Below are 12,535 nucleotides of genomic sequence, written 5' to 3' on the forward strand. Positions count from 1 at the left end.
GGATAACTGAACAAAATCGCGGGCTTTTTGTCGCTTTTTCAAAAAAAATCAAAAAATTTTCTTTTTCTGTTGACAAACGCAGGAAGTAGTTGTATATTTGTATTAACGAATTAGTACAATAATTCAATTCTCATAAAGGAGGCATCTTATGCAGTGGAAGTTATCCGATGACCGCCCGATCTACGTACAGCTGATGGAAACGATCACGGCGGCAATCGCCTCTGGCACACTGGCTGCCGGCAGCCGCCTTCCCTCGGTGCGGGAGATGGCGGCACAAGCCGGCGTCAATCCCAATACCATGCAGCGCGCTTTGGCAGAGCTGGAACGGGATGGGCTGCTGTATTCGCAGCGAACCGCCGGCCGCTTTGTCACCGATCAGAGCGACCGCATCACGCAAAAACGAAAGGAACTGGCTATGCAACAGATTCGTATTTTCCTGTCGTCCATGAAAGAAATGGGCTACACGTCCGAACAGACACTGAACCTCATCCAGCAAGCCGTAAAGGAGGAACATTCATGAGTGAACCCATCTTACAATGCACCGGACTGTGCAAGAATTACGGTCAAAAGACCGCTTTAGACAACGTAACATTTTCTCTGCAGCGCGGCCGCATCATCGGCCTGCTCGGCCCGAACGGCAGCGGCAAATCCACGCTGATGAAGCTGGCAAACGGACTGCTCACGCCGTCATCCGGAGAAATTCGCATTGCGGGCAATGTGCCAGGCATCGAAACACATGCCATTGTCTCCTATTTGCCGGAGCGCACCTATTTCAGCGATTGGATGACAGCGGACGATCTGCTCAACTTCTTTCAAGATTTTTATTCCGATTTTAACATCAACAAAGCCGCAGACATGCTGACCCATCTCGGCATCCAGCCGCGCGACACGCTCAAGACCATGTCCAAGGGCACAAAAGAAAAGATTCAGCTCGTTGTTGTCATGAGCCGCGAAGCCGATTTGTATTTGCTGGACGAGCCGATTGGCGGCGTCGATCCGGCGGCGCGCGATTACATTCTCAATACCATTCTGACCAATTACAACGAAAACAGCACCGTGCTGATTTCTACCCACTTAATTTCCGACATCGAAAAGGTTCTCGACGAAGTTCTGTTTCTCAACAAGGGACAGTTGGTTCTGCAAAAGACCGTTGATGACATTCGGGCAGAATACGGCAAATCCGTCGATGCACTGTTTCGGGAGGTGTTCGCATGTTAAGCAAACTCATGTATCATGAATTTAAGGCGACGCGCCGGGTTTTCTTTCCGGCTTACGGCATCATGCTCGCCCTCGCTGTTATCAGCTCCGTATTTATGATTTTATCCAACAACCTGCAGCGTCTGGCAGTTCCGCTGGCGCTCCTCTTGCTCGCCTATGTCCTGTCTCTGTTTGCCGTCGGCGTTTTGTCGTTCGTCTACATGATTGTTCGGTTTTACAAAAATCTGCTCGGAGACGAAGGCTATCTGATGTTTACGCTTCCGGCGACACCGGCACAGCTTGTTTGGTCGAAATGCCTTGTCTCTACCATCTGGATGGTTGTTTCTAGCATTTTGTGCATCGTCACGCTCGGCATCTTACTCATTCCGCTGATGCTCGGAACAATTTCCACCGCTGATGCCAGCTTCTGGCAGACCATCCACTTGGGATTTCAGTACATCGCGCAGACCTGCGGCATTCATGCGATTACTTTCCCCATCCTGTTCGTCATTCTTGGCATTGTGTATATCGCCAACAGCTGTATGCACATTTACGCCTGCTTGTCCATCGGCGGACTGTTCAACAAGCATCGCCTCGGCGCAGCAATCGGCGCTTATATTGCATTCGCCATTGTATGGAATATCATTTCCTCCCTGCTGCTGTATTGGGGTGGAAACCTTGCAAATATGCTGCATCTGGATGCCGCGGCCTTCTATGACCCGATGCAGACTATCCTCAACGGCATGGGCGGCGCGTATCTGTTCCTGATTGGCTGGATCATCGTCACCATACTTTGCCTGCTTGTGAATTTCCTCATCACCAATTATATTCTCAAGCGTCATCTCAATTTACAGTAATCCAACATCCTTCTATCCTTGCGGCAGCCTGACCATCTCCTTTGATTGTCAGGCTGTCGTTTTCTCTGTACAAATCCACCCCAAGTATGGTAGAATAGATTGTACAAAGTGACAAGGGAGGGAACGGCTATGCGATGCCCCTATTGCGGTGTCAATTATACAGACGGAGAGCGCCAGTGCCCGATTTGCGGCAAACGTGCCCCGCTCAATGCCCCAAAGAAAAAGAAAACGATTGATTTCGGCATTTCTCGCGAATCCAAGGAAGCGAACTATACAGCCAAATCCACTGAACGAAAGCAAACCTATCGAGATTCGTCCGATGCGTTTCAGGACATCCCCAAACGCGAACAGAAAGAGAAACCGGATGCAGAGTCCGCTTGGCAGCGTGCCGCCCGCGGCGAACATTCCCACGGCAATCCGCTCGAACCCAAGAAGAAAAACGGCTGCGGCATAGGCTGCCTGATTGCTGTGATTGTTTTTATTGTCATCAGCATACTCGGTTCGCTTTCTTTCGATTTTGCATCCAACACACAGGAGGAGCTGGAAAATGTGATTGATTCTGTACTTGAGGAAACCGACGGTTCGCACACGGATGACACGTATCAGGCGGTAGACATGCCGTCCATCCTGAACGGCATCTGGAAAAACAGCGATGCCTCGCTTTCGCTCACCATTGACAACGGTGTGGTTGCATGGAAAAATGCAGACGGCAGCTTTACAACGGATTCCCCAACGCTGTATCAACTCCATTTGACGGAAGACAATATTTTGGATTATCTTTCGGAGGATTTGCAGGAAAAGTACCCGCTCAGTCAATATACCTATTACGATTTGACCTGTTGGGGAACTGACGATTCCGACGATGACGATGAGCATTATATCGAAATGATTCTGTTTGTGCCTCAAGATGCCGCGCAGCTGTATTCGTTCGACTACTACGACTGCGATACATACAAGACCAACACGATGACCAAAGGCGGCGTTCGCTCCAAGCAGGTCGGCGATCCGTCCGCTGTTCCGGCGGAGCAATCCACATAACCGCATAAAAAAATCGCCCGTACTTCACACGAAGTACGAGCGATTTTTTGTTGATACGCACACCTGTCGCACAATCCAAACTCGTCTCTCCCTCCGGGAGAGATGTCGCGCAGCGATAGAGAGGGCTGGGCTCCTTCTTTGAGGGAGCTGGATTTGCCGCAGGCAAAGACTGAGGGAGTTTTGTCAGATTGACAAGATACGCATAAGATTTGCCCTGAGCAGACTTGTTTGCGTGCTTCCCCTCTCAGTCATTTGCTTTGCAAATGCCAGCTCTCCCAAGGGGAGAGCCAAGAAGCCGGTGCAGACTTTTTTGCTCTTACGCACAATCCAAACTCGTCTCTCTCTCCGGGAGCGATGTCGCGCAGCGACAGAGAGGGCTGGGCTCCTTCTTTGAGGGAGCTGGATTTGCCGCAGGCAAAGACTGAGGGAGTTTTGTCAGATTGACAAGATACGCATAAGATTTGCCCTGAACAGACTTGTTTGCGTGCTTCCCCTCTCAGTCATTTGCTTTGCAAATGCCAGCTCTCCCAAGGGGAGAGCCAAGAAGCCGGTGCAGACTTTTTTGTTCTTACGCACAATCCAAACTCGTCTCTCCCTCTGGGAGAGATGTCGCGCAGCGACAGAGAGGGCTGGGCTCCTTCTTTGAGGGAGCTGGATTTGCCGCAGGCAAAGACTGAGGGAGTTTTGTCAGATTGACAAGATACGCATAAGATTTGCCCTGAGCAGACTTGTTTGCGTGCTTCCCCTCTCAGTCATTTGCTTTGCAAATGCCAGCTCTCCCAAGGGGAGAGCCAAGAAGCCGGTGCAGACTTTTTGCTCTTACGCACAATCCAAACTTGTCTCTCCCTCCGGGAGCGATGTCGCGCAGCGACAGAGAGGGCTGATGCTAGTTATATTCTTTCTCCGGTTTGCCCTGATACGAATTGGTTAGCTTTTGCCTCCCGCGCAGCCTCCTTATTTTCCCGGCACATATTCCTCTTCTATTCTCTGCACGCCGCGGCATTTTCCCGTGCTCTCGTCAATGTCGAACACGGCGCCCTGCAGCACGCAGACGCCCTCCGCCGGTTCAAATCGGCTGGTGAGGTCGCCGCGGAACATGGCAATAGACTGCTCTTTCCGCACACCGAGCACCGACCATTTTGGGCCGGTCATGCCGAGATCCGTGATATAGCCGGTTCCCTCCGGATTGACGCGCGCATCCGCCGTCGGCACATGCGTATGCGTGCCATAGACAGCGGAAACGCGTCCGTCCAGATAAAATCCCATCGCCAGCTTTTCCGACGTCGCAGATGCATGTATCTCACACACAGCAACATCATAGCGTCCTTCCTGCTCGCGCAAAATCCGGTCTGCGCGCAAAAACGGGTTGTCCGGACCATACTGCATATCACAGCGTCCAATCAGCTCAAACACCAGCACCCGCCAGCCGCTGCTGCTCTCGTAAATGCCAAAGCCCTCACCGGGGGACTGCGGCGCAAGATTGGCGGGACGGATGATATACCGGTTATCCTCCAAATAGGTGACGATGTTCTGTTTGCGGTACGTGTGATTGCCCAATGTGATAACGTCTGCACCGGCATCAAAAATCGCATCCGCCTGCTTGGGCGTAATGCCGACACCGCTGGCATTTTCTCCGTTGACAATCGTAAAGTCCGCGCCGACTTGTTTTTTGACGCGGCGCAGCACATGCTCTACGGTTTGCAGCCCCGGCTGAGATACCACATCTCCTACCGTCAGTATTTTCATAATTCTCTCCCTCTAAACAAAAGAGCGGCACAGAATTTCTCTATGCCGCCCATTTTTAATTCCTACTTAGTCAAACAGCGGGGAAACAGAAGATTCCTCGTAGATGCGTGCGATTGCCTCGGTAAATACCGGAGCAACCTGTAGCAGCTCAATCTTATCGCTGCGCTTTTCTGCCGGCAGCGGAATGGTGTCGAGCAGGGTCAGCTTCTTGATCGGGCTCTCCTCCAGACGCTGGATAGCCGGACCGGACAGAACGCCGTGCGATGCACAAGCATATACTTCCTTTGCGCCGCCAATTTTAATCAGCGCCTCAGCTGCGTGGCACAGCGTGCCGGCGGTGTCAATCAGGTCATCACTCAGGATGCAGGTCTTGCCCTTTACATCACCGATGATGTTCATAACCTCGGATACGTTCGCACGCGGACGACGCTTGTCGATAATCGCCAGACGATAATCCAGCTTCTCGCAGAACTTGCGGCAGCGGGTTACGGAGCCGAGATCCGGAGAGATAATCATCACGTCATCACGGCCGCGGCCAAACTTGCCGGCAATGTACGGAATCAGGACGGAAGCGCCCATCAGGTTGTCCACCGGGATATCAAAGAAGCCCTGCAGCTGCTGTGCGTGCAGATCCATGGTCAGCACGCGGTCTGCGCCAGCGGCAGTGATGATGTCAGCGACCAGCTTTGCAGAGATCGGATCACGAGCCTTGGACTTTCTGTCCTGACGTGCATAGCCGAAATACGGGATAACGGCGGTAATACGGCCTGCGGACGCACGCTTGCATGCATCAATCATAACGAGCAGTTCCATCAGATTGTCATTGACCGGGTTGCAGGTAGACTGGATGAGGAATACATCCGAACCGCGAACCGTCTCCGAGATGGAAACAGAAACCTCGCCGTCTGCGAAGTGACCGACGGTACACTTTGCCAGCGGCAGTCCCAGTGCAGATGCAATCTGCATAGCCAGTGCGGGATGCGAATTGCCCGCAAGAATCTTAATGTTTTTTCCGTGAGATATCATGATGGATTATCCTCCTGCATCCTGAAAAATTTACCGAACGCACGTGGCGTTTCGGTTCCAGCTTCTGAACTCAATCGAACCAGGTATCTATTGCTCTATATTTTTATCGTTAATCTTTCTGTCCGTGCATGCGACGGCGGCGGTCATTCCAGCCTTCTTTGTTTTCCTGCCGTGCACGGGCAACTGCCATCGCACCGTCCGGCACGTTCTTGGTAACCGTTGTGCCTGCGGCGGTCAATACGCGGTCGCCAAGCTCAACCGGCGCCACCAGATTGGTGTTGCAGCCGATGAAGCAGTCATCACCGATGACAGTCTTGCTCTTGGTATATCCGTCGTAGTTGACGATAACCGTGCCGCAACCGAAGTTTACGCGCTCACCGACTTCGGCATCGCCGATATAGGTCAGGTGCGAAACCTTGGTGTTGTCGCCAATATGTGCCTTCTTCAGCTCCACAAAGTCACCGATGCGGGTGTGGTTACCAACCTCACAGCCCGGACGGATATATGCAAACGGCCCCACCGTTGCATGGGCGCCGACCTTGCTCTCGTAAACCTGCGACGAATTGACGCTGGTTTCATCGCCAATCGACGCACAATCGAGAATCGTGTTCGGGCCAATCGTACAGCCGCAACCGATCCAGCTGCCCGGCTTAATCATCGTGCCCGGCAGAATGGTCGTGCCGTATCCGATCTGTGCATACGGGGAAACGTAGGTGTATTCCGGATCCAGCATGCTGATGCCCTTGCCCATCAGCTCGGCATTGATGCGGCGCTGAAGAATCTTCTGTGCACAATACGCATCATACGCCGTGTACACAGCGACATGCGCCTCCGTGCGGCAGGACTCCGTCTTTGCACTGATGCTCTCTGCAATGCGGATGGACTCCGTCAGAGACATCGGATGGCTGTCCAAAATTTTCTTGAGCACGTGCATCTGGAACACCGCGCAGTGCCATGTATCCGCCATGGCGCCGCAGGTCAGCATGCTGACGGCGTTTTTCGACTGCCGATGCATGCGAATGACGCGTTCGTACTCCTCCTGCTCTGCGTCCGGCATTGGCGTGGACAAAACCATAACGTCTCCGTCGAGCTTTTCCACAGCGGCGCGCAGCATCTCGGTAAAATCTGCGTCATCCGGGCACACAATGGACGGAATGCCTTCCAGCTCGGTCTCACTCTCCTGACGAACGTAGACCAGCTCGCATGCATCCGGCAATGCGTCCGCCACGATTCGTCCGACCGGGGAAAACAGAATTTCTCTCTGCACAGGGTACTTTCCGTCCCTGCTCCGTCTGCCGCCCAGCAAAATTGTATTCAATTTCTCACAAGACATGAATAGGCTATCCTTTCTTCAATCGAGGCTGTCAAAAGGGCAGACAACCCCCACGAAAATACTTAATCTTATTATACTATGTTCTTGAAAAAAAAACATCATAAAATATACAAAATTTCGCGGAATTCTTTCCCCTTGCACTATTACATTTGTCACGATATAATAGAGATATTATCATTCAGTGACAATTACTGAATCAGAACTGCACATTTTTCCACAAATACACCGCATTTGTGCAATGGGAGCAGGCACTTTTTTTCCGGAGGAACCCATGTCTCTTTCATCTCTAATCCCCGCCGGCGGGGACTTTTGTGTTTTACGCGCCGATGTTGTCGATACGCTTTTAACCTGCCGCGACGGCGACAGTGCGCTGGTATATCTCTATCTTGTCCGCAAGGGGCAGGCATTTGACGAGCGTGAAGCGCTGCGAGATTTACATTTGACGCGCGACCGCTACGACCGCGCCGTACACACGCTGACCAATCTGCGGCTCGTCCACACGCCCAACGAACAGCCTGTACAAGAGCGCTCCGCTGTGCCGCCGCGCTATTCGGTCTCGGAAATGCGCGCGCAGCGGGAGGACGATCACCGTTTCGCATCCGTCTGCCAAACCGCAGAGATTGTACTCGGCCGGCCGCTGACCGACTCACAGACGCGCACCCTGATGAACGCATATGAATATCTCGGCCTGCCCGCCGATGTTCTCATTGATCTGCTCACCTATCTGCACCGCAGCAAGGGAACCGTTTCCCGCCGCGACATCGATGAACAGGCGCATCTCTGGGCGGATATGGGTATTTTCTCTGCGGATGCCGCCGCCGCTTTTCTCGCGCAGCGCGAGCGTGAAAAGCCCTTGATGGACGAAATGCTTCGCGTCTTAGACATGGCAGGCCGCGACCCCGCACCGGACGAGTACCGTTATTTATCGCAGTTTATCCGGCAGGGCTTTGACGCAGAAGCCGTCCGCATCGCCAAGACGCGCATGTACGACCGTCTTGGCAAATTCAGCTGGAAATATCTCAACGGAATTCTCGAAAGCTGGCACAAAAAAGGCCTGCACACGGCGGCGGAAATTACCGCTGTGGAACCGGATTTGCGCCAGCCTGTTTCCGCCAAACAGGTACAGAATCCATCTGCACCGCCGCAGGCAGCCGAGAACGGCGGTCTTGCGGATTGGGAGCGTGAATGGCTGGCAGAATTCCACGCAATGACAAAGGAGGATGACCCGCATGGCGTATGATAAAGCATTGATTTCTTCCATTCTTCGGCAGCTGGAGCAGCAGCACGACCGCTATGAAGCGGAGGCGGAGAGCCGCCGCTATCAGCTGTCCGCAGACATCCCGCGTCTAGCAGAAATTGACCGGGAACTGCGCGGCACGGCGGCGAAGGCGATGCGCATCGCCTTTGAATCAAACAACACCGATGCCGCCATCGAGCAGTTAAAGCAGCGCAATCTCGCCTTGCAGGCGGAAAAGCGGAAATTATTGTTGGACAACGGCTATCCGGCAGATTATCTCACCGTGACCGTCAGCTGTCCCATCTGCCGCGACACCGGCTACGACGGCAGCCGGCTGTGCGCCTGCGTCAAGCGCCGCGCCGCAGAGATTCAAAAACAGGATTTATCCACCCTGCTGCCCGTTGACAAAGAAACCTTCTCGACCTTCCGGCTGGACTACTACAGCTCGCAGCCGGACAGCCGCTTCGGTCTCTCTCCGCGTCAAATGGCGCAGGCGAATCTCCAGCGCTGCCGCAGCTTCGCGGAACATTTCGGTTCCTCCTACGAAAATCTGCTGCTGTACGGCTCTGCCGGTCTTGGCAAAACCTTTTTGTCCTCATGCATCGCCCGCACGGTCACAGAGCGCGGATTCTCTGTGACCTACGACACCGCCATTTCCATTTTCGATCAATACAACGCGGTCAAATTCCGCACCGGCGATCCCGCCGCCGCGGCGCATGCCGTCGAGCGATTCCGCAGCGCAGATCTTTTGATTGTCGATGATTTGGGAACCGAGATGCCCAGCTCCTTTCATACGTCCTGCCTCTATGATCTCATCAGCAGACGTCTCATGAGCCGAAAGCCGACCATCTTAAGCACCAATCTCCTGCCCGCCGAGCTGGAAAACCGCTATTCTCAGGCGATTGCATCGCGTATTCTGGGCGAGTTCACGCAGCTGCGCTTTATCGGAAGCGATATTCGCCGCATCCGCAAGCAGCAGCGGCTGTAACGCGGCCATTGTGAATTTTTGCAAATTACACACAGAATCGTAACAATGGTTTTACTATTTGTTCACAACTTCCGCTGCCGAATACGCTATACTATGAGCATGGAACGAGGGAACGAAACGCTCGCTCCATACAAAAGATATGCCGGTATCTTTGAATTTCTCTTACCCCCTTTTTATTTTGTGAAACGTATGCGAAAACGAGGCAGCCATCCAAAACGGATGGCTGTTTTGTTTTGCGTTTTTGTTTGCAATGCCGCGGAAACCTGATATAATACGAGATAGAACCAGTCTATTGTTTGGTTTGTGAATTTGGGAGGTTTTTCCATGCCGAATATTATCCACGCCGCAGATCTTCACATCGGCGCAAAATTTGAATTTCTTCCGCCGGAGAGCGCCGCACAGGCAATCCGCCTACAGCTGACTGCACTCAAAGCACTGGTTGAGCACGCAGCTTCCAGCGCAGCGGACGCCCTGCTCATTGCCGGCGACTTATTTGACACGCCGGAGGTGCGCCCGCAGATTTCTTCTGTGGTATTTTCTATTTTATCCAAGTGCCCGTGCCCGATTTTCCTGTCTCCGGGCAACCACGACTATTATCACGCGGCTTCTCCGTATGCGACACAGCCGCTGCCGTCCAACCTGCACGTCTTTACTTCGCGCACGCTGACCCCTGTTGCGCTGGCAGACGGCAGCACCGTCATCTGGGGCGCAGCCTTTCAGGACAACAAGGCGTCCATTCCGCTGGATGTGCGTCTGGATCCGTTTAAGCTGAACATCTGCCTGCTTCACGGCGAATTGGGCGGAAACAGCGGCTACAACGCAATTTCCGAGAGTGCTGTCATCAGCAGCCATTTTGACTACATCGCACTGGGTCACAATCACCGATTCAGCGGCGTGTTCCGCATCGGTGAAACTGCACTGAGCTGTCCGGGCTGCTTTTCTGCAACGGCAAGCAATGAAACCGGCGTCAAGGGCTATCTGTCCGGCAAAATTGACAAGGGCATCGCCGCATTGACGCTGCATCCGTCCGGCACGGCACAGTTTGAGGACGTCTCGCTGTCTATCTCCGGACTGTCCGATGACACAGCGCTCGCAGAAGCACTTTTTCCGCTGCTACCGACGCCTACAGAGCATATCTGCTTAACTGTCCATCTGACCGGCACGCGCATGTATGAGCCGAATTTGGAAGCGCTGTCGCGTTCTCTGCGAAAAACGTTTCTGCACGCGCAGGTATTCGATGAATCCGCCGCCATGCAGGATCCCTATCGTTACAAGGACGAGGACGGTCTGCGCGGCACAGTGACCCGCGATTTCATGCACCGGATTTCGGAAAACAGCCACGACGAACAGACCTATGCCAAGCTGTCGCTGGCACTGGAATACGCACTCGCCGCGCTGGAAGGCCGCGATCCGGAATAACCGTCCACACCATACCGATACAAAAAAAGGCTGAGAAGCGTGTGCTTCTCAGCCTTTTTTATGCCTGCAGCTGTTCCCACAGCTGCATTATGGTCTTGTGATAAACCGGATGGACAAAGTACGGCGCAATCTGCGCCATTGGCCGAAGAACAAAGTCCCGCTTGGGAATCTCCGGATGCGGAATTGTCAACACGTCATCCGAGAACAGTTCTTCATCATAGAACAAAATATCCAAATCCAGTGTGCGCGGCCCCCAATGAATTTCACGGGTGCGGTGCGCCGTCTGTTCGATTTCGTGCAGGCGGTCGAGCAGCTCATGCGGCGTCCGCAGCGTCTTGACGCACAGCACCGCATTGAGAAAATCGTCCTGTTCCACGCCGCCATACGGCTTGGTCACGATGTAATCCGACACGCGTTCCACGCGCATGGTTTCATCCTGCTCCAGCGCCTGTACCGCACCATCCAGATATCCCTTGCTGTCTCCGATGTTGGAACCAAGCGCGATATATGCCATGTGCCAGCCGCGTTCGATGCAGACAGCGGCGGTCTTGAGCGGCAGACCAATCGGCGCCCACGGCTTTTCAATTTCCAATTGAATGCTGTCGAGCAGCGGCAGCGTTTGCAGCAGATGTTCGCACAGCTTTTCCGCCGCCGTTTCCAGCAGTTGGAACGTATGCTGTGTCAAAAATGTCTGGATTTCCGCACAGACGGCACCGTAGTCCATAGACTGCGTCAAATCATCCGTCAGTCCTGCTGTGCGCAGATGGGTGCGCAGTGCCGCGCTGATGACAAATTTCTGTCCCAGCCGGTTTTCCTCCGGAAAGACGCCGTGATGCGCGAATACCTCCAGCTGTTTGATGCGGATTTCATCCATTCCCGTTTCCTCCGGACTGCAAAATTGCCTGTGTCATATCTACCGCGCGGCGGTTTGCCAGCACATTGTGGACGCGCACAAACATACATCCCTTCATCACGCCCAATACCGTTGTCGCCAGCGTACCTTCTTCGCGCTGATCCTTTGGCAAATCCAAGGTCAGTCCAATCATCGACTTGCGCGAGGTGCCGAGCAAAATCGGATAGCCCAGCTCGTGCAGAATTTCTACATGATTGGTCAGAATCAGATTGTGCTCCAATGTTTTGCCGAAACCAATGCCCGGATCCAGAATGATATGTTCGTCCGCAATGCCCGCCTGCTTGGCAAGTTTGACACACGCACGCAGATCGTCCAAAACATCCGGCAGATAGTCGTCATAAACCGCTTCTTTTCGGTTGTGCATCAGACAGCACGGCACGCCCGCCTTGGCAATGACGCCCGCCATCTTGGCATCATACTTTAAACCCCAAATATCATTGACGAGATCGGCGCCCGCCTGCAATGCTGCCTCTGCGACCGCACTCTTATAGGTATCGACGGATACCGGAATATCAAAGTTTTTCTTGACCGCTTCAATCACCGGTACAACGCGGGAGATTTCCTTCTCGTCCGGCAGCAGCGTATAGCCCGGCCGCGTCGATTCGCCGCCGATATCCAAAATGTCCGCGCCGTCCCGTATCATATCCTCTGCGTGCTTGAGTGCCGCATCCACGGAATCCCATTTTCCGCCGTCGGAAAAGGAATCCGGTGTCACGTTCAAAATGCCCATCACATAGGTGTGACCGGTCGTTTCAAACGACTTTCCTCCAATAATCATATG

12 protein-coding genes are annotated in these 12,535 nt (G+C 53.4%); 7 read left to right on the forward strand and 5 right to left on the reverse strand.

Features of this window, described 5'->3' with window-relative positions; all coding sequences use genetic code 11:
• Positions 1–148 precede the first annotated feature (148 nt).
• From KQI75_RS05115 to KQI75_RS05130, 4 genes are all read left to right on the forward strand, one after another.
• Positions 149–520, forward strand: coding sequence for a GntR family transcriptional regulator (locus KQI75_RS05115; protein ID WP_216469652.1), 372 nt, complete (start codon positions 149–151; stop codon positions 518–520).
• A complete protein-coding gene (locus KQI75_RS05120; RefSeq protein ID WP_216469653.1) occupies positions 517–1,218 on the forward strand; it encodes an ABC transporter ATP-binding protein in 702 nt (233 codons plus the stop codon). Before KQI75_RS05115 ends, KQI75_RS05120 begins: the two co-directional genes overlap by 4 nt.
• Positions 1,212–2,054 carry a hypothetical protein gene (locus KQI75_RS05125; RefSeq protein ID WP_216469654.1) on the forward strand — a complete coding sequence of 281 codons (843 nt, stop codon included), beginning with the start codon at positions 1,212–1,214 and terminating at the stop codon, positions 2,052–2,054. Before KQI75_RS05120 ends, KQI75_RS05125 begins: the two co-directional genes overlap by 7 nt.
• A 129-nt stretch (positions 2,055–2,183) precedes the next feature.
• The gene (locus KQI75_RS05130) at positions 2,184–3,092 is read left to right on the forward strand and encodes a hypothetical protein (protein WP_216469655.1); all 909 of its coding nucleotides are present in this window, start codon (positions 2,184–2,186) and stop codon (positions 3,090–3,092) included.
• Positions 3,093–4,046: 954 nt separating this feature from the next.
• On the opposite strand, the gene KQI75_RS05135 is transcribed toward KQI75_RS05130, so the two are convergent.
• From KQI75_RS05135 to KQI75_RS05145, 3 genes are all read right to left on the reverse strand, one after another.
• Positions 4,047–4,838 carry a TIGR00282 family metallophosphoesterase gene (locus KQI75_RS05135; protein ID WP_216469656.1) on the reverse strand — a complete coding sequence of 264 codons (792 nt, stop codon included), beginning with the start codon at positions 4,836–4,838 and terminating at the stop codon, positions 4,047–4,049.
• A 66-nt stretch (positions 4,839–4,904) separates the two neighbouring features.
• The gene (locus tag KQI75_RS05140) at positions 4,905–5,864 is read right to left on the reverse strand and encodes a ribose-phosphate pyrophosphokinase (protein ID WP_216469657.1); all 960 of its coding nucleotides are present in this window, start codon (positions 5,862–5,864) and stop codon (positions 4,905–4,907) included.
• A gap of 109 nt (positions 5,865–5,973) precedes the next feature.
• Positions 5,974–7,197 carry a DapH/DapD/GlmU-related protein gene (locus KQI75_RS05145; protein WP_216469658.1) on the reverse strand — a complete coding sequence of 408 codons (1,224 nt, stop codon included), beginning with the start codon at positions 7,195–7,197 and terminating at the stop codon, positions 5,974–5,976.
• Positions 7,198–7,468: 271 nt separating this feature from the next.
• Between KQI75_RS05145 and KQI75_RS05150 the strand changes: the two genes are divergently transcribed.
• The 3 genes from KQI75_RS05150 to KQI75_RS05160 all read left to right on the forward strand — a co-directional run bounded on the left by KQI75_RS05150 (position 7,469) and on the right by KQI75_RS05160 (position 10,841).
• Complete coding sequence (locus tag KQI75_RS05150) at positions 7,469–8,437, forward strand: DnaD domain protein (protein WP_216469659.1); 969 nt, start codon at positions 7,469–7,471, stop codon at positions 8,435–8,437.
• Positions 8,427–9,422 carry an ATP-binding protein gene (locus tag KQI75_RS05155; RefSeq protein ID WP_216469660.1) on the forward strand — a complete coding sequence of 332 codons (996 nt, stop codon included), beginning with the start codon at positions 8,427–8,429 and terminating at the stop codon, positions 9,420–9,422. The genes KQI75_RS05150 and KQI75_RS05155 overlap by 11 nt, the downstream gene beginning before the upstream one ends.
• Before the next feature lie 324 nt (positions 9,423–9,746).
• Positions 9,747–10,841 carry a metallophosphoesterase family protein gene (locus tag KQI75_RS05160; RefSeq protein WP_216469661.1) on the forward strand — a complete coding sequence of 365 codons (1,095 nt, stop codon included), beginning with the start codon at positions 9,747–9,749 and terminating at the stop codon, positions 10,839–10,841.
• A gap of 58 nt (positions 10,842–10,899) precedes the next feature.
• Here KQI75_RS05160 and folK read toward each other — a convergent pair whose 3' ends face one another.
• Both folK and folP read right to left on the reverse strand, forming a co-directional pair.
• Complete coding sequence (gene folK / locus KQI75_RS05165; protein ID WP_216469662.1) at positions 10,900–11,715, reverse strand: 2-amino-4-hydroxy-6-hydroxymethyldihydropteridine diphosphokinase; 816 nt, start codon at positions 11,713–11,715, stop codon at positions 10,900–10,902.
• The gene (gene folP / locus KQI75_RS05170; protein ID WP_216469663.1) at positions 11,708–12,532 is read right to left on the reverse strand and encodes a dihydropteroate synthase; all 825 of its coding nucleotides are present in this window, start codon (positions 12,530–12,532) and stop codon (positions 11,708–11,710) included. The genes folK and folP overlap by 8 nt, the downstream gene beginning before the upstream one ends.
• Positions 12,533–12,535: the final 3 nt, after the last annotated feature.

The organism is Butyricicoccus intestinisimiae (assembly GCF_018918345.1).
GTDB lineage: Bacteria > Bacillota > Clostridia > Oscillospirales > Butyricicoccaceae > Butyricicoccus_A > Butyricicoccus_A intestinisimiae.

What these genes read in the sequence shown, in the direction of transcription:
- KQI75_RS05130 (WP_216469655.1), top strand. Translation starts at nt 2,184, where the DNA reads ATGCGATGCCCCTATTGCGGTGTCAATTATACAGACGGAGAGCGCCAG.
- KQI75_RS05115 (WP_216469652.1), top strand. Translation starts at nt 149, where the DNA reads ATGCAGTGGAAGTTATCCGATGACCGCCCGATCTACGTACAGCTGATG.
- folP (WP_216469663.1), bottom strand. Translation starts at nt 12,532, where the DNA reads ATGATTATTGGAGGAAAGTCGTTTGAAACGACCGGTCACACCTATGTG.
- KQI75_RS05150 (WP_216469659.1), top strand. Translation starts at nt 7,469, where the DNA reads ATGTCTCTTTCATCTCTAATCCCCGCCGGCGGGGACTTTTGTGTTTTA.
- KQI75_RS05145 (WP_216469658.1), bottom strand. Translation starts at nt 7,197, where the DNA reads ATGTCTTGTGAGAAATTGAATACAATTTTGCTGGGCGGCAGACGGAGC.
- KQI75_RS05155 (WP_216469660.1), top strand. Translation starts at nt 8,427, where the DNA reads ATGGCGTATGATAAAGCATTGATTTCTTCCATTCTTCGGCAGCTGGAG.
- folK (WP_216469662.1), bottom strand. Translation starts at nt 11,715, where the DNA reads ATGGATGAAATCCGCATCAAACAGCTGGAGGTATTCGCGCATCACGGC.
- KQI75_RS05135 (WP_216469656.1), bottom strand. Translation starts at nt 4,838, where the DNA reads ATGAAAATACTGACGGTAGGAGATGTGGTATCTCAGCCGGGGCTGCAA.
- KQI75_RS05125 (WP_216469654.1), top strand. Translation starts at nt 1,212, where the DNA reads ATGTTAAGCAAACTCATGTATCATGAATTTAAGGCGACGCGCCGGGTT.
- KQI75_RS05160 (WP_216469661.1), top strand. Translation starts at nt 9,747, where the DNA reads ATGCCGAATATTATCCACGCCGCAGATCTTCACATCGGCGCAAAATTT.
- KQI75_RS05140 (WP_216469657.1), bottom strand. Translation starts at nt 5,864, where the DNA reads ATGATATCTCACGGAAAAAACATTAAGATTCTTGCGGGCAATTCGCAT.
- KQI75_RS05120 (WP_216469653.1), top strand. Translation starts at nt 517, where the DNA reads ATGAGTGAACCCATCTTACAATGCACCGGACTGTGCAAGAATTACGGT.